The 16,650-nt window shown below is 59.5% G+C and carries 14 protein-coding genes; 11 read left to right on the top strand and 3 right to left on the bottom strand.

What is annotated here, in order from left to right; translation table 11 throughout:
* Nucleotides 1-273: 273 nt before the first annotated feature.
* The 4 genes from RBB81_RS04135 to frr all read left to right on the top strand — a co-directional run bounded on the left by RBB81_RS04135 (nt 274) and on the right by frr (nt 4,118).
* Nucleotides 274-1,452 (top strand): pyridoxal phosphate-dependent aminotransferase, encoded by a 1,179-nt coding sequence (locus tag RBB81_RS04135; RefSeq protein ID WP_353072808.1) that lies wholly within the window; start codon nt 274-276, stop codon nt 1,450-1,452.
* A gap of 38 nt (nt 1,453-1,490) precedes the next feature.
* Nucleotides 1,491-1,757, top strand: a complete 267-nt coding sequence (locus RBB81_RS04130; protein ID WP_183790906.1) for a hypothetical protein — start codon at nt 1,491-1,493, stop codon at nt 1,755-1,757.
* A gap of 374 nt (nt 1,758-2,131) precedes the next feature.
* Nucleotides 2,132-3,166: a YncE family protein gene (locus RBB81_RS04125; RefSeq protein ID WP_179580471.1), complete on the top strand. Its 1,035-nt coding sequence runs from the start codon at nt 2,132-2,134 to the stop codon at nt 3,164-3,166.
* Between the two features lie 367 nt (nt 3,167-3,533).
* Entirely contained in the window at nt 3,534-4,118 is a 585-nt protein-coding gene (frr, locus tag RBB81_RS04120; protein ID WP_179580469.1) for a ribosome recycling factor, read from the top strand.
* Nucleotides 4,119-4,162: 44 nt separating this feature from the next.
* Here the strand turns inward: frr and RBB81_RS04115 are convergent, their stop codons facing one another.
* On the bottom strand, nt 4,163-4,387 hold the full coding sequence (locus RBB81_RS04115; protein WP_179580467.1) for a hypothetical protein: 225 nt from the start codon (nt 4,385-4,387) through the stop codon (nt 4,163-4,165).
* Nucleotides 4,388-4,545: 158 nt separating this feature from the next.
* Here RBB81_RS04115 and RBB81_RS04110 point away from each other — a divergent pair, with 158 nt between their 5' ends.
* Nucleotides 4,546-5,007, top strand: a complete 462-nt coding sequence (locus RBB81_RS04110; RefSeq protein ID WP_179580465.1) for a PilZ domain-containing protein — start codon at nt 4,546-4,548, stop codon at nt 5,005-5,007.
* A 246-nt stretch (nt 5,008-5,253) separates the two neighbouring features.
* On the opposite strand, the gene RBB81_RS04105 is transcribed toward RBB81_RS04110, so the two are convergent.
* The gene (locus tag RBB81_RS04105; protein ID WP_179580463.1) at nt 5,254-5,724 is read right to left on the bottom strand and encodes a YybH family protein; all 471 of its coding nucleotides are present in this window, start codon (nt 5,722-5,724) and stop codon (nt 5,254-5,256) included.
* Nucleotides 5,725-5,940: 216 nt separating this feature from the next.
* Here RBB81_RS04105 and RBB81_RS04100 point away from each other — a divergent pair, with 216 nt between their 5' ends.
* Nucleotides 5,941-7,125: an acyltransferase family protein gene (locus tag RBB81_RS04100; RefSeq protein WP_353072807.1), complete on the top strand. Its 1,185-nt coding sequence runs from the start codon at nt 5,941-5,943 to the stop codon at nt 7,123-7,125.
* A 6-nt stretch (nt 7,126-7,131) separates the two neighbouring features.
* Here the strand turns inward: RBB81_RS04100 and RBB81_RS04095 are convergent, their stop codons facing one another.
* Nucleotides 7,132-7,788, bottom strand: a complete 657-nt coding sequence (locus RBB81_RS04095) for a TMEM175 family protein (RefSeq protein ID WP_353072806.1) — start codon at nt 7,786-7,788, stop codon at nt 7,132-7,134.
* 49 nt (nt 7,789-7,837) lie between these two features.
* Between RBB81_RS04095 and RBB81_RS04090 the strand changes: the two genes are divergently transcribed.
* The 5 genes from RBB81_RS04090 (at nt 7,838) to bamA (ending at nt 16,505) form a co-directional block, all read left to right on the top strand.
* On the top strand, nt 7,838-10,066 hold the full coding sequence (locus RBB81_RS04090; RefSeq protein ID WP_179580460.1) for a molybdopterin-containing oxidoreductase family protein: 2,229 nt from the start codon (nt 7,838-7,840) through the stop codon (nt 10,064-10,066).
* Complete coding sequence (locus tag RBB81_RS04085; protein WP_179580458.1) at nt 10,053-11,054, top strand: threonine dehydratase; 1,002 nt, start codon at nt 10,053-10,055, stop codon at nt 11,052-11,054. The genes RBB81_RS04090 and RBB81_RS04085 overlap by 14 nt, the downstream gene beginning before the upstream one ends.
* 156 nt (nt 11,055-11,210) lie before the next feature.
* Nucleotides 11,211-13,160, top strand: coding sequence for a S9 family peptidase (locus RBB81_RS04080; RefSeq protein ID WP_353072805.1), 1,950 nt, complete (start codon nt 11,211-11,213; stop codon nt 13,158-13,160).
* Nucleotides 13,161-13,168: 8 nt separating this feature from the next.
* Nucleotides 13,169-13,354 (top strand): CPXCG motif-containing cysteine-rich protein, encoded by a 186-nt coding sequence (locus tag RBB81_RS04075; protein WP_179580454.1) that lies wholly within the window; start codon nt 13,169-13,171, stop codon nt 13,352-13,354.
* Nucleotides 13,355-13,535: 181 nt separating this feature from the next.
* The gene (gene bamA, locus RBB81_RS04070) at nt 13,536-16,505 is read left to right on the top strand and encodes an outer membrane protein assembly factor BamA (RefSeq protein ID WP_353072804.1); all 2,970 of its coding nucleotides are present in this window, start codon (nt 13,536-13,538) and stop codon (nt 16,503-16,505) included.
* The last annotated feature ends 145 nt before the right edge of the window (nt 16,506-16,650 follow it).

Below are 16,650 nucleotides of genomic sequence, written 5' to 3'. Positions count from 1 at the left end.
AAGACAGGGTTGTTAAGGGCATCGGCCAACACTGGCACTACCCTCTCGTTCAACGTAAGAGTCCCGGAAGCATCCTTGAAACGGCCGGTTCCAGCAGTGATTTGGAAGGTCAAAGTGCAGTGTGACTCCCCAGCCGCGAGATCTATGCAATTTTCTCCTTGCGTGAGATTGACCTTCCGTGGTCCTCCCGCTGGTCGGGATTGGATTGCTTGTTGGCGGTTGGACGTAAGATGATTTCACTCTGGGCTATGGGCTCAAAAGGGGGATCGGGCTATGGGACAGGTTGAGGTTTCGGCAAGGTTGGGGCTGAGTGAACTGGCTCCGCGGCTGGTGCAGTCGGAGATTCGCGCGATGAGTGTGGCGTGCGATGCGATGGGTGGAGTGAATCTGGCGCAGGGAGTGTGCGACACGGAGGTGCCGGAGGTGGTGGTCGAAGGGGCGATTCGTGCGATTCGCGATGGGTTGAATATCTATACGCGGCTGGATGGGATTCCACGGTTGCGGAAGGCGATTGCGGGGAAGGTGGAACGGACGCTGGGGATTGTGGTTGATCCGGAGCGTGAGGTGCTGGTGACCAGTGGGGTGACGGGGGCGTTTCAGGCGGCGGCGATGGCGCTGCTGAATCCGGGCGATGAGGTGCTGGTGTTTGAGCCGTTCTATGGGTATCACGTGAATACGCTGAGCTCGCTGCGGGTGGCGGCGGTGGCAGTGGCTTTGACGGCGCCGGACTGGGGGCTGGATCTGGCGGCGGTGCGAGCGGCGATTACGCCACGGACGCGGGGGATGGTGATCAATACGCCTTCGAATCCAGCGGGGAAGGTGTTTACGCGGTTTGAGCTGGAGGGGCTGGCGAAGATTGCGGAGGAGTTCGATCTGTTCGTGTTTACGGATGAGATCTATGAGCACTTTGTTTATGGAGGGGCGACGCATCTTAGTCCGGCGGCGATTCCGGGGATGCGGGAGCGGACGATTTTGATGTCGGGGTTTTCGAAGACGTTTTCGGTGACGGGGTGGAGGGTGGGGTATCTGATTGCCGATGCGAGATGGCTGGGGTCGATTGGGTACTTTCATGATCTGACGTATGTGTGTGCGCCGGCTCCGATGCAGCAGGGGGTAGCGGATGGTGTGGAGCAGCTGGGGGAGGATTTTTACAGTGGGCTGGCGATGGAGCATGAGGTGAAGCGAACGATGATTGTGGAGGCGCTCCGGGAGGTTCACATGACCCCGCATGTGCCGGATGGGGCTTATTATGTGCTGGCTTCGGCGGCTGGGCTGCCGGGAGCTACGGCGGCGGAGAAGGCGAGGGCGCTGCTGGCGAAGACGGGAGTGGCTTCGGTGGCGGGGTCGGCGTTCTTCAGGCCGGGGAAGGGTGAGGACCTGCTGCGGTTTTGCTTTGCGAAAAAGGATAAGGATCTGGTGGAGGCTTGCCGGAGGCTGCGGGAGCTGCGTTAGGGCGCGGCTTGTTCCCTGGGTCTATAAGATGAAGAGGTATGCCGCCATTTTCTGAAGTGACGCGGATTGAAGCTGCGATCAAGAATAAGAGTGCGAAGGAGCTGGAGTGGTCGCTGTGGTACTGCCGGATGCGGCAGGCGGTGCCGAGTGCGCGACCGGCGGACTTGAAGTACTGGCGCGGGATTGAGGCGCTGGTGAAGGAGACGATGGCTCCTCCGGTGGCGGCGAAGGCGTATCCGGCGCGAAAGAAGAAGGCGGGGCGCGGGTTGGGGATGGGACCAGTGGATCCGGAAGCGGACTCCTAAGCCTTTTCAGGCTGAAGGGAATAGGGTGGTTCTGATCTCGCGAGACTGGGGGAGATCGACACCGAACTTAGTGCTCCTTTAGTCTGGACGAATGTAGTCTGGACGAATGGTGACGTTTTATCATCAGCCCGGATCAGGCGGCGTTGCTGATTACGCTGTTTGGCGTACGCGTTGTTTGGTGATCGACCGTAAAAACCTGTGTCCTGCCGGACGGGGCCCACGCGCAGTAAGCCCCGTCCGGCAGGACATAGGTTTCTGCGGCTCGCCTCGCGCATTCAGCGAAAATTAAGCATTCAATGCTACCTTGCTTCTGCTGTCGATCGAATGCACTTTGGCTGTTGATTGGGTGCATCGGATCCAGCCAGGAGATATCAATGCGAACGATGCGAATGGTTGTAATGTCACTGGCGGTGCTGTTGATCGCCGGTTTTCTGCCCGCTATGGCGCAGACAAAGTGGGAGGTGACCAAAACATGGCACATTGGCGGAGAAGGCGCAATGGACTATCTGACGGTCGATCCCGAGACACACCGCTTGTTTGTCCCGCGCGGGACCCACACGATGGTGATCGACGCCGGCTCAGGGAAGGTGCTGGGAGATATTCCGGGGCAGAAGGTTGCGCATGGCGTGGCGATCGTCCCGTCGCTGGGGCGCGGCTTCATCACGGATGGCGGCGGAGAGGGTGCTATCGTTATCTTCGATCTGAAGACGTATGCCGTGCTTGGGACGCTGGCAACGGTGCCCGATTCGGACGGCATTATTTACGACGCTGCACTCGACCGCATTCTCGCTGTCTCGGGAGACAAGGGCGTGCTGATGTCGTTCAAACCGGATATCGATCCGAAGAGCGGCAAGATCGATCCGCCGCTGGAGCTGGGCGGGGCGCCGGAGTTTCTCGCCTCGGATGGAACCGGAAAGGTCTACATCAACCTGGAGGACAAGGACGTAGTCGCGGAGGTCGATCTTGAGGCAAAGAAGGTAGTTGCACGCTGGCCGGTTACGCCCGGCGGCCACCCCGTGGGGATGGCGTTGGACAAGAAGACGCACCGCTTGTTTATCGGCTGCCGCAAGCCCCAGAAGATGATCGTCATGAGCACGGAAGACGGCAAGGTCCTCTCCGATCTGCCAATCGGAGCGGGCGTCGATGCGACTGTGTTCGAGGCGGGGCAGGGATTCGCAAGCTGTCGCGATGGTTCCCTTGTAGTTACTGGCGAGCGATCGGGGAAATTTGAGGTTGAGCAGATCGTCAAGACTCCCTATGGAGCGAAGACGCTGGGGATCGATCCAACGACCAACAAGATCTATCTGCCGACGATGGAGTTTGAAGAGGTCAAGCCTGGAGCGGCTTCTGGGCGTCCGAAGGCAAAGCCGGGGAGCTTCATGATTGTGGAGGTTGGGGCGGCGCAGTAGATAGCGGTAGATCAGCCCGGATCAGGCGGCGTTGTTGATTGCGCTGTTTGGCGCACGCGTTGTTGGGGATCGACCGTAAAAACCTATGTCCTGCCGGACGGCCCCACTGCGCGTGGGGCGGTCACTTCGTGACTTGTGTACCTGTTTGGGCGAATTGAATTGCCTGGGTCCTCGCGATGCTCGGAGGGGAAGATCGCCGACCAGCGGGAGGCCCTATGCTTATCATCCTGTCAAGACCGGTATACGCGTCACGAAGTGACCGCCCTCCGCGCAGGAGGCCCGTCCGGCAGGACATAGGTTTTTACGGCTCGCCTCGCGTGGTTGGTTGCGTCTCTGTAAAATATCGGATGGCAGTGGAGGAGAACGTATGGCATCGGCAATGGCAGGGATCGAGGCGTTGAAGGGCACGCATCAGCAGCTGAAGACGAAGATGGAGAGCACGGTGGAAGACTTCCGTGGACATCTGCTTTCGGCGCGGACGGGGCGGGCGAATGTGCATATGCTCGACCAGATCAAGGTGGATTACTACGGAACGGACACGCCGGTTGCGCAGATGGGGCAGGTGAGTACGCCGGAGCCAACGTTGATTCTGGTGCAGCCTTATGACGGGGGGATGGTGTCGGCGATCGAGAAGGCGATTCGCACGTCGGGGACGGGACTGAATCCGATGACCGATGGGAAGGTGATTCGGGTGCCGGTGCCGCCGATGACCGAGGAGCGGCGAAAAGATGTGGTGAAGCAGCTGAACAAGACGCTGGAGGACCATAAGACCGCGATCCGGAATATCCGACGCGATGGGAACGACCAGATCAAGAAGGCGGCGAAGGACAAGCTGATCTCGGCCGATGACGAGAAGCGCGCGAACGAAGAGGTTCAGCAGTTGACCGATGCGGAGATCAAGCGGGTGGAGGATCTCTTCAAGGCCAAGGAAAAAGAGATTATGACGGTCTGAGAGTCTTCAGATCTGAGAGTTTCAGAGTTGAGATTGAACGGCCTTCACTGTACCTGGTGGAGGCCGTTTTTTTGTGGATGGGCGGATGGAGTCGGATCTTCGTCACGGCTGACGCGTCTGCGTTCGCCCCGATTTTTGAGAAGGACTCGCTGCTTGCAGGTGGAACAAATCCAGGGGAAGTAGCCGAAGAGGGGGAGAAGGTTGTCCTCGAGGAGTCCGATGCGCTTGGTCCGCGAGAGCTTGCCGTGGTGGCATTTTGTGCATTTCATCGGTGCCTCCGCTGGGCTCGACTTGCACAGCCACACGCTAGTAAGAGGTACGGCGGATGGTTGGGGTTGGATTGCCGGGTGTGGGTGATTTTGCGGAGCGGGTTTGATGGGTGGGTGGTGGGTTGAAAGCAGTGGACGCAGGAAGCTTCGAAGCTGTAATGTTTTTGCGATTTGCGCCGATGACTGGATCAGCCGTCCTCGCTTTGCGGGATGAGCGAGATCTCTGGGAGGCGGGCGTGGACGAGATTGAGGGCCAGTTTGAGGGCAAGGAGGAGCGGCGGAGTGTGGCGTTGGAGGGGGTCGTCGAGCGGCGGGAGCATACGCGCTACGCCGTGGATGCATGGGCCGAGGTGATGGTGAAGGATGGGACGATGCTGTTTCGCGGGCGGGTGCTGGATGTGAGCCAGGGTGGGTGCTACATCGAGACGGAGGCTCGGCTGCGGCTCGCTCCGGGGACGCCGGTTGAGATTATCTTTCGGGCGCATGAGCGGGTGCTGCGGTGTGAAGGGACCAGCAGGATGGTGAGGACGCGGGGGGCGGGGTTCTTGTTTGAGGGGATGAGTGCGAAGGTGCGGGCTGGGCTGGAGGGATTGATCGCGGAGTTGAGTGGGGAGGCTTAGCGGGTCTCGTACTGTCGGCCTTCGATCGGAGGTAGAGAGATGGGACGCGGGGAGTTCTTTGTTTCGCTCAAAATGACACCAAAGGAGAAGCACAGCGGAGCAAGGCAAATGCGGGGGTCTCTCCACTGCGCGGCGGACGATGAAGCTGTCCGCCGCTTCGGTCGAGATGACGGCTTTCAAGCAGGAGAGTCGAGATGACGGATCTCAAGTTGGAGTAGGAGAGGGCGATGAGGTCGAACGATTGCACTACGTGGTGTGGTCGATGATGATCTTCCAGCCGTCGGTGGTTTTTTCGAAGATGAGGGAGAAGATGCCTCCGGCGTTGCCGCCGTCTTTCTTGCCTCGCTCGAGGTGGTACTTGCCGATGCAGACGGCGTAGTTTTCGTCGAGGGGGTGGACCTCAAGCTCGGAGAAGGAGAGGGTGCCCATGGCGGCTCGGGTGGGGTAGTCGCGCTTGTACTGGTCGAGGAGGCCGGCGTAGCCGCGGGAGATCTGGTGAGTGATGAAGAGGGTGTCGGGGGAGTCTTTGTAGCCGTTGGCGAAGGCGGGGAGGTCGCCCCGGTTCCAGGCTGCCTCCTGGGCGAGGAGGACCTTGATGACGTCGAGCTCCTGGCGGGAGGCGGTGTGGAGACGATCCGGGTTTTGCGCGGTGAGGGTGAGCGGTGCGAGGAGAACGAATAAGACGGCAGCAAGGCGGAGAGAGGAACGCAGTGGCATGGGAGACCTCGAAGGGGGAGCTGTCTGGTTTAGCGTTGCTTCGTGTGGTTGCTTCATAGAATGCCGTGTCAAGTTTGGATTGATAGTAGACCATGTCGGTGGAAGATTTGGTTTCCCGGATCTTCTACAGTAACTGTCTGAGCACCCACCGGATAGTCTTCGATCTGTCTTCGGAGAGAAGAGGAGTTGCCGGTTATTGTTTTGACAAGGATGTTAATGACACGATCGAACTCAGGGCGATTGCCGGGGCTGGACACGTTGCGGGCGGTCGCGATTGTGGCTGTGATGTTGTATCACCTGAAACCATTTCTTCCCGAGAGCATGGCGGTGGTTGCGCAGTTTGGCTGGATGGGGGTCGATCTGTTCTTTGTGCTGAGCGGATATCTGATCGGCCTGCAGTTGCTGAAGCCGTACGCGTCTGGGGATAGACCTTCGATCTGGAGTTTTTATCGGCGCAGAGCGTATCGGATTCTTCCGGCCTATGTTGTTGTTTTGTGGATCTATCTTGTGTTTCCCGGGTGGCGGGAGTCTTCGGTACTGCCGCCGCTGTGGCAGTTTTTGACGTTTACCGTCAATTTGTTTTTCGTCGATTTTAGTCAGCATGCTTTTTCGCATGTCTGGTCGCTGTGTGTGGAGGAGCATTTTTATCTGGTGCTTCCGCTGCTGGTGATCTGGGTGATGCGGAGGCCATCTTTGCGGAAGACGGCATTGTTGATCGGCGGCGTCATTCTGTTTGGAATCTGCCTTCGCGGCTACAAGTTGTTGCCTCTGATTGCGCCGTCGGGATGGAGTGGACGCGTGGTGCCGGATGACTTCGGAACGTTTTACTACAGATATCTCTACTATCCAACCTACTCGCGGCTTGATGGGCTGGTGGTGGGGGTGACGCTGGCGCTGGTACGGATCTTCCGGCCTGCAGGGTGGTCGTGGCTGGCCCGCAGAGGGCACGCGGCGTTGGTTGTAGGGATCGCCTTTACGGGCGCGGTTTGCTGGATGTTCCGAAGCGATGGGATGGGCGATGCGACGAAGGCTGCGGCATGGGGGACGGTGATTGGGTACCCGCTGCTTGCAGCCGGGCTGGGGTTGCTGGTGGTTTCGAGCGTAAGCAGCGATGGATGGCTGAGTCGGTTTAGAGTGCCTGGGTCGCGGCTGCTGGCTACGCTTGCGTTCAGTCTTTATCTCACACATAAAGAGGTCGCGCATCTGGATCGGAGGTACCTGATCTCGCTTACTAAGGCTCGGGATGCGAAGACCGTAGTGGTCTATGCGGTGACATGTCTGCTGGGGGCCGGGGTGTTGTACGGGTTGGTGGAGCGCCCGTTTATGGTGCTTCGGGATCGCTTGGAACGGCGATCGACCGAGAGGGTGGATGCGGAGATGCTTCGCGAGCCGGCTTTGTAGCGGAGACTAATCGCGGTTGAAGTGGGTGTTGTCGAGGTCTTCGGTTGGCTTGACGCCTACGGTGGGGGTGATCCAGATGATCGTGACGAAGGCGCAGAGGCCGAGGGCCAGGTGAGGGTGGGAGAAGGCAAGGAATAAGGCGACAAGATAGACGAAGAGGGAGAGCTGGTTTTTGCGCTGGACGGAGGTGTCCTCCGCTTCGAGCTTGTTGGCGATGCGGAGTCGGCGGGCGATGGAGAGGCGCAGCAGAAGGAAGCTGAACCCGGTAAAGATCATCGAGGCGATGTAGAGGAAGACGGAGAAGGAGTCGAGTTTTTTCTCGAGGACGTAAGAGGTGAAGAAGGGCAGGAGCGAGAGCCAGAAGAGGAAGAAGAGGTTGGCATAGAGGACGAGCTCGTCGGCTTCTTCGGTGCGGTGAACGAGGTGGTGGTGGTTGATCCAGTAAATGCCGGTGAAGGCGAAGGAGATGGCGTAGATGGCGAGGGTGGGGAGAACGGAGTAGAGTCCGGCGACGCCCTCCTGGCGGGGGACCTTGAGCTCGAGCACCATGATGGTGATGATGACGGCGATGACTCCGTCGGAGAAGGCTTCGAGACGGGCTGGGGAGGAGAGGTGATGGCGGGGCATGGGTTTGTCGCTGGGCTGCGGTGTTGGGAGCAGCATACAACGGTGATTGCGCAGGGTAGCAGGCTATTGAGACTAAAATAGTGGAATGGCTGCAAATCCTCTGGAAACGACCGCGCCTTCCAGCGCGATGAAGGTTGTTCATGCGGTTTGTTCGCATGACTGCCCGGATTCGTGCGGCGTGCTGGTGACGGTGGATGAGCTGACGGGCCGGGCGGTGAAGGTGCAGGGTGATCCCTCGCATCCGGTGACGCGCGGGTTTTTGTGCGGCAAGGTGGCGAAGTATCTGGACCGCGTTTATTCGCCGGACAGGCTGTTGTATCCGATGCGTCGGCGAAAGGGCGTGGCGAAGGGGTCGCTGCCGCAGGGGCGTGAGGCGGATGCGTTTGAGCGGGTCTCCTGGGATGAGGCGCTGGACGAGATTGCCGCGAAGCTGACGAAGATTGCGGCGGAGTTTGGGCCGGAGAGTGTGCTGCCTTACAGCTATGCGGGGACGATTGGGCAGCTTGGGTATGGGTCGATGGATCGGAGATTCTTTCATCGACTTGGGGCTTCGCAGTTGGCGCGGACGATCTGCGCGGAGGCGGGTGGGACGGCGCTGAAGGCTGTGTATGGAGTGAAGCTGGGGACGGTTCCGCAGGACTTCGCGCATGCCGGGCTGGTGATTGCCTGGGGTGCGAATATTCATGGGAACAATGTGCACCTGTGGCCGTTTATTGAAGAGGCACGGCGCAAAGGGGCGCGGCTGGTGGTGATCGATCCGTACAGGACGCGGACGGCGGCGCTGGCGGATGAGCATCTGGCGATTAATCCCGGGACCGATACGGCGCTGGCGTTGGGGTTGATGCACGTGATTCTGAGCATGGGGCTGGAGGATCGCGAGTATGTGGATGCGTGCACGAACGGATTTGAGGAGCTGCGGGCGCATGCACTGAAGCCGGAGTACTCGCCGGAGAGTGTGGCGAAGGCTACGGGGATCGATGCGGGGGCGATTGTGCGGCTGGCTCGGGCTTATGCTGCGGCGGGGCGTGCGGACGCAGGGAATAACGCTGAGGGCTCAAACGTCGCCGGGCCGGCGGTGATTCGGTTGAACTACGGGATTCAGCGGAGTGAGAATGGCGGGACGGCGGCGCGGGCGGTTTGTATGCTGCCGTTGTTAACCGGTGCGTGGAAGTACAAAGGCGGCGGATTGCTGCTCTCTACGTCGGGTTCATTTCCGTTCAACGAGAGGGCGCTGCAGATGCCGGAGTTGATGCTGGCGAGTCCGTTGGGACGGCCGGCGCGTGTCGTGAATATGAGCCAGCTTGGTCAGGCGTTGACTACGCTTGGGAACGATGCGAAGGCTGGGGCTCAAACTGGGCCGCGCGTGAAGGCGCTGTTTGTGTATAACTCGAATCCGGCGGCGGTGGCTCCGAACCAGAACGATGTGCTGCGCGGCATGAGGCGTGACGATCTGTTTACGGTGGTGCATGAGCAGTTCTTTACTGACACGGCGGACTATGCGGATGTGCTGCTGCCGGCGCCGACGTTTCTTGAGGTGAAGGATGTGCAGGGTGCGTATGGGCATCTGTTTGCGCAGGTGAGCGAGCGGGCGATTGCGCCGCTGGGCGAGGCGCGGAGCAACGTCGCGATGTTTGGTGAGTTGGGGCGGCGCATGGGATTTGAAGAGGCGTGCTTTGACGATCGCGAGGACGAGTTGATCGATCAGGCGCTCGAGACGGAGCATCCGTGGTTTGCCGGGATTACGCGGGAGCGGTTGGAGCGGGAGGGGCATGTTGCGCTTCGGCTTCCTGTTGATGCGAAGGGCGACGTGTTGCCGTTCAGCACGGCGGTGTGGTTCAAGACAGCGAGTGGGCGGGGTGAGTTGTTACCGGTGCCGGTGTTTGCTGCGCCTACGGAGTCTCGCGCGAACGCTGCGAAGGGGCCGTATCCGCTGGAGTTTCTGCCGAGGAAGGCGGATAACTATATGAACTCGACGTTTGCGAATATTCCTCTGCATCAGCGGATGGAGAAGCGCACGGCGGGCGTACTGGAGATGCACGCGACCGATGCGGCGGCGCGACAGATTGCGACTGGCGATGCGGTGGAGGTGTTCAACGGGCGCGGCAGCATTACGCTGAGGGCGCTGGTGAACGCGCAGGTGTCGGCGGGCGTGGTGGCGGCGCGGCTGGATTGGAGTAAGCTGGGCAACGATCTCTCGGGGAACCGCGCCAACGTGAATGCGCTGACGTCGGAGACGCTGACCGATATTGGTGGCGGCGCAACGTTTTATTCGACTTTGGTTGAGGTAAGGAAAGGGCACGATGACGTTAGGTGATGTGAAGGTACTGCCGGGGCTAGATGAGATTAAGGCTGCGGCCGAGTTGATCTACAAGACGATGCCGGCTACGCCACAGTACAGCTGGCCGCTGCTGAATGAACGGGCTTCGCAGATCGCCGGGGCGGTTGAGGTTTGGGTGAAGCATGAGAACCATACGCCGGTGGGCGCGTTCAAGGTTCGCGGCGGGTTGGTGTATATGGACTGGCTGCGGCATGAGCGGCCAGAGGTGAAGACGGTGGTGTCGGCGACGCGCGGGAATCATGGTCAGTCGATGGCGTTTGCCGGCAAGCAGCTTGGACTGCGGGTGGTGATCGTGGTGCCGTTTGGAAACAGCCCGGAGAAGAACCGTTCGATGCGGTGTCTGGGTGCGGAGCTGGTGGAGTTTGGCAACGACTTTCAGGAGGCAAGCGAACATGCGGCTTATCTGGAGGGGAAGTTTGGCTGGCATCGCGTGCCGAGCTTTGATCTGCGGCTGGTAACGGGCGTGTCGACGTATGCGTGGGAGATGTTTACTGCTTGCCCGGAGCTTGAGACGTTCTATGTGCCGATTGGGATGGGGTCGGGTGTGTGCGGGACGATTGCGGCGCGGAATGCGCTGGGGTTGAAGACGAAGGTGGTGGGTGTGGTGTCGACCCATGCACCTGCCTATGCGTTGTCGTTTGCGGCGGGGCATGTGCGGGAGCATGAGTCGACCACCGAGATCGCCGATGGTGTCGCTTGCAGGAAGCCGGATGAGACGACGCTGGAGATCTTGAAGGCGGGGATGGATCGTATTCTGATGGTCGATGACAAGGCGGTGAAGGAGGCGATGCGCGCTTACTTCGTCGACACGCATAACGTGGCGGAGGGTGCGGGGGCGATTGGCCTGGCTGCGCTGCTGATGGATCGGCCGAAGGGTGGAAAGCGCGTGGGGACAGTCTTGTGTGGCGGGAATGTGGATAGCGACGTGTTTGGCAGCGTGTTGTGCGACGGCGGGTTGAGCTGAGCCTAAAACTCAAGTCGCGCTGCGGATTCTAGAGCCTCCTCAAGATCACTCGTTGGGGTTAGAGCAGACGGATTCCCCGAAACGTCGAAGCTAGAGGCGTGCTAGTCTGGCGCGGTCGGTTTCTGGTGTTCACTTCGATTTGTTATGGAGTTCGCAATGACACGCTTCTGCTTGTTGCCTGGGTTGGTTTTGCTGGCTTCGGTTTCGGGATTTGCTTCGGGGCCGGGTGACAGGGTGGCGACGGACCCCAAGAGCGTGATTTCGGCAGAGAGTGCGGCTGGGGGTTCTCCGATGCCGGTGGGTGAGTTGTTGCAGACGGTGCGACTGGCGGGTTCTACGTGGTCCCCGGATGGCAAGCAGATTGGATACATCAGCAATGCTTCGGGGCGGCTGAATCTCTGGGTGATGCAGGCGGATGGCACGGGTGCGCGGCAGTTGTTGAAGTCCAATGACCGTCAGTCGAGTCCGGCGTTCACCAAAGACGGCAAAGAGATTGTGTTTGAGCAGGACAAGGGCGGCGATGAGCTGTATGACCTGTATGCGGTTTCGGTGAGTGGAGGCGAGCCGAGAGACCTGACGAATACGGACAAGACGAGCGAGAGTGGGCCCTTGTTTTCTAAAAACGGCAAGTGGTTGGCGTTTGGCAGCAAGGAGAAGGTGGAGTCTTCGACCAATCTCGCGGTGATGGAGTGGCCTGCGGGAACGGCGCGGTTGTTGACGCACGAGAAGGATCCGAAGGCCTCGTGGGATGCTGTGGATTGGAGTCCGGATGGTCGATATGTCTATGCGGTGCGGCAGGTGGGGACGGAGGATGCTGACGTCTATCGCGTGGAGGTGAAGAGCGGGGCGGCGGAGAACCTGACGGCGCATACGGGAAAGGTGTTGATGCTGGCGTCCGCGGTGTCGCCGGATGGGAAGACGCTGCTGATGACTTCGAATGAGAAGGGCGGGTACGCGAATGTTGCGTTGCTCGATGTGGCGTCGAAGAAGAGGCGGTGGGTGACGGATACGCAGTGGGAGGCGCATGCGGGAGGATTTTCGCCAAGGGGCGACACGTTTACCTACATCCTGAATGCGGATGGACGGGCGACGATCAACTTTGTGGATGGAAAGACGCTGAAGGCGAGCGATCGAGGAGTGCCCGCCGGGTTGAACACTCCGGGTGCGGGCCCGACTGCGTTTCGTGAAGATGGAAGCTACCTGTTTTCGCATCAGGACTCGACGCATGCGCCGAATCTTTATTTGTTGAGCGCAGGCGGGACTGTGACGCAGGTGACGCATAACGAGAGCCCGGTGTTGACTTCTGCTACGCTGCCCTCGTCGCAGCTTGTGACGTATAAGAGCTTCGATGGGAAGATGATCTCGGCGCTGGTATGGGTGCCGTTTAATTTGAAGCGGGATGGGACCGCACCAGTGGTGGTGATGCCGCATGGCGGGCCTACGGGACAGACGCTGGACAGCTTCAGTCCGCGGGCGATTCTGCTGGTGTCGCGCGGGTACGTGGTGATTGCGCCGAATGTGCGCGGATCGACGGGCTATGGGATGGAGTTCCAGAAGGCGAACTACAAAGACCTTGGCGGCGCGGATCTGAAGGATGAGATTGCCGGCGTCGATTTCTTGAAGGCCACTGGATTTGTCGACGCGAAGAAGGTGGGGATCTGGGGCGGGTCGTATGGCGGATTTATGACGTTGATGGCGATCGGAAAGAATCCGGAGATGTGGGCGGCGGCGGTGGATGAGTACGGGATTCTGGACTGGTACACGATGCTGGCGCATGAGGATGCGCAGCTGCAGGAGTATGAGAAGTCCCTGCTGGGCGATCCAGTGGTGGACAAGGCAGTGTATGAGGCTTCGTCGCCGCTGAAGTACATCCGGGAGGAGAAGGCTCCGCTACTGGTGCTGCAGGGTGAGCGCGATATTCGCGTGCCGAAGGAGGAGGCCGAGCAGGTGGTGGAGATTCTGAAGAAGGAGGGGCGCACGGTGGATGCGGTGTACTACCCCGAAGAAGGGCATGGCTTCATCAAGCGGGAGCATCAGGTGGATGAGCTGACGCGGTCGGTGGGCTGGTTCGACAAGTATCTTAAAGGAGAGACGAAGGCTCAGTGAGGTGGGCGATGCACGCAGCAGGGTTTCAGTGCGCGGGTTGTGGGGAGTGGGTGGAGACGACGGTGGATGAGTCGGGCGGCTCGAAGCAGCAGTATGTGGAGGACTGCCAGGTCTGCTGCCAGCCAAACGTGCTGACGGTGAGGTGGGACGGGTCGGCGCAGGAATTTACGATTACGGCGGAGTTGGAGAGTTAATTCCACTGGCGGGTGCCGTTGGGTGGGCGCATTCGTCCAACGATCACGCTGGAATTCGTTGGTTGGATTGAGGTTCGTCCGGCCAGAACCACGGGGCGAACTCGCTAACCGCTGGCCGCTCCCATATAATCAGGACTTCGCTGACTTTGCTGGCGAGCGTCATTTTTAGAGCAGTGAGGGTGTGCGTATCTTTACCGTGAATCGAGAGAGCGGAAGCTCCCTGAAAAGCAAGACCAAGACTGTGTGCACGCGCTCCAGACGCTCCCGCATCGCTTATGCCGCGTACATGATTGCGTTTACGGCGCTGGCCGCTTCGTCGCTCTCGGCCCCGTCGCTTTCGGCCCAGGCCGTGGGATCGGTATCGGGCAATGTGGAGACGCTGTGCCAGCCTCAGGTGATCGGTAATCGACGAATTCCCAAGGAGTCGGTGCTGGCCAGGCTGTACAGCCGGCAGAACGACCTGTACGACCCGCTGGTGGTGGAGCGGGACTTCAACTCGCTTTGGAATACCGGCTACTTCGACGATGTGCGGATTGAGCGCGTCGACAGCCCGAAGTGCGTGCAGTTGATCATTTACGTCAAAGAGAAGCCGACGATTCGCGAGATCAACTACAAGGGTCTCGGCGCGGTGACGCAGTCGGACATTCTGGACCGGTTCAAGAAGGCGAAGGTGCCGCTTTCGGTCGAGAGCCAGTACGACCCGACGAAGATCAAGCGGGCCGAGGTTGTGCTGAGGGATCTGCTGGCAGAGCACGGGCACCAGTTCGCCACGATCCGGACCGAAGTGAAGACGATTCCGCCGGCGGCTGTGGCGATTACGTTCAACATTAAAGAAGGGCCGACCGTAAAGGTGGGCAAGATCGCGTTTCAGGGCAACAACAGCCTGAACGATCGCACCCTGCGTGCCGCAATGAAGAACCTTCGGCCGATCGGGATTCCGCATTCGATCATCCTGGAGAATCTGTTTGCGCGGACCTTCGACGCGAGCAAGCTGGATGAAGACACCGAGCGCGTGCGCCAGGCTTACCGGGACCGTGGCTACTTCAAGGCTCTGACCAGCGAGCCGACGACGCACATCCGGGACGCGGGCGGCATCAACCCGTTTACGCTTCACCCGTCCAAGGGCAAACGGATCGACATCCTGATGCCGGTGGAAGAGGGTGCACGCTACAAGCTGGCGGGCATCACCTTTTCCGGCAATACCCACTTCACGAATACCAAGGCTCTTCGTGCGCAGTTTGCGCAGAAAGATGGCGAGTACTTCAACGCGACCTTATTCGGCAAAGGTTTGGATCAACTGCGGAAGGCGTTTGGCGAAGGGGGATTCATCAACTTCGTAGGAACGCCTGTACCGACGATCGATGAAGCGAATAAGACGATCAAGCTGAACATTGATATCGATGAAGGCAAGGCGTTTTACGTCTCGCGGATCGAGTTTACGGGTAATACGATTACGCGCGACAAGGTGATTCGGCGCGAGCTGTTGCTCGAAGAAGGGCAGGTCTATAACAGCAGGCTCTGGGATCTTTCGATTCTGCGGTTGAATCAGCTGAACTACTTTGAGGCGTTGAAGGCGGAGCAAGACTCGGAGAGCCGTCAGAATACGGATGACGGAACGGTCGATCTGTTGCTGAAGCTGAAGGAGAAGGGCAAGAACTCGATCGGCCTGAACGGCGGCATCAGCGGATTGTCGGGCACCTTTGTTGGTTTGAACTACGAGACCAATAACTTTCTGGGACTGGGCGAGACGCTCTCGGTGCAGGCAAATATCGGCGACCTTTCCCGCAATCTGAGTCTTGGATTTACCGAGCCTTATCTGCGGGACAAGCCGATCTCGCTGGGCGCGCAGATCTTTGCCAGCAAGTATGACTTCAATCCTTCGAAGAGCCAGTCGGCGACCGGCCAGGCGGCGGGAAATCTGACGACGGCGCAACAGTCGCTGCTGACGAACTATAACCAGTCGACGACAGGGTTGACGGTCTCGGCAAGCGAGCCTCTTCGGCATCTGTTTTCACGAACCGGCGTAACGCGTATCGGTCTGTCGTACTCACTGTCGCGGTCTTCGGTTACGACGTTCAATCAGAACACGACCAACGTGTTTCAATCGCTTGCGTTCCGGTCCGGCGTTGCGGGACAGAATCAACTGAGCGGCATCATTACTTCGGTTGTGACGCCGAGCTTTACCTTCTCGAGCCTCGATCGTGCCGTTGGACCGCATCACGGCAAGGACTTCAACGTTTCGATGCAGGTGGCAGGCGTGGGCGGTAATGTGAAGTACATCTCGCCGATTGCCAGCTATCGTCAGTTCTTCCCGATGAAGGGGCTGCGGGTAAACAGCGAGGGCCACAATGTGCTGGGTTATCGCATCCAGTTGGCTCATACGTCAGGCTTTGGCGGCGAGGTCGCTCCGCCGACGCATCGTCTGTATAGCGGTGGTGAGTCGGATCTTCGCGGGTTCGACATTCGGTCGGTCGGCCCGTACACGTTCATTCCGAATAAAGTTCAGTACATCCTGACGAACCCGGATGGGACCTCGGTTCCGCGCGATCCGACGAACCCGGCGCTGGGTCCGGTGCAGATTCCGCTGCCGATCTACCGCATGGTATCCATTGGAGGCGATACGCAGATCGTCGCGAATCTTGAGTATCGGATTCCGATTGTGAATCAGGTAACGTTCGCGTTCTTCAACGACTTTGGCATGACCTTCGACGCGCTGCATGGCCAGTTGCGCCAGAGCACGGCGGGTCAGTCGCTGATCGATGGTGCGCAGTATGGATGCCCCACGATCGTCAACGGCGCCTGCTTTGGCGGGCAGTCGGTGAAGTTCCCGAATTTGCTGACGATTGTGCCGGGAACAAACTATGTTCCGCGCGACTCGCTCGGCGCCGAGCTGCAGGTGATCCTGCCGGTCGTCAATGCGCCGTTCCGTATCTTCTACGCTTACAATCCGCTGCGTCTTTACAAGACGGTTCCGCAGCAGCTGGCGGTGCCGAACTCCGGTCCGGACAACGTGAATACCTTCAAGAGCTACTTCCCGAGCGATGGAGCCGGGCAGTTCAGCTATCAGCAGGCGCTGCAGTTCTATGGAGCGGATTACATCCTGCGCGAGCCCAGGAAGACGTTCCGCTTGACGGTGAGTACGACCTTCTAAGGAAGATTATGTCCTGCCGGACGGGCTCCCTGCGCGGAGGGCGCCCACTTCGTGACTTGTATACCTTGTCCGGGCAGGATGATCTGCGCAGGGCCTCCCGTTGGTCGGCATGATCTTCCTTCCGAGCATCGCGAGGACCACTGCA

The organism is Tunturibacter gelidoferens, from assembly GCF_040358255.1.
GTDB lineage: Bacteria > Acidobacteriota > Terriglobia > Terriglobales > Acidobacteriaceae > Edaphobacter > Edaphobacter gelidiferens.
Note: the sequence above shows the minus strand (reverse complement) of the source record. Positions and strands in the feature narration are given on the sequence as shown.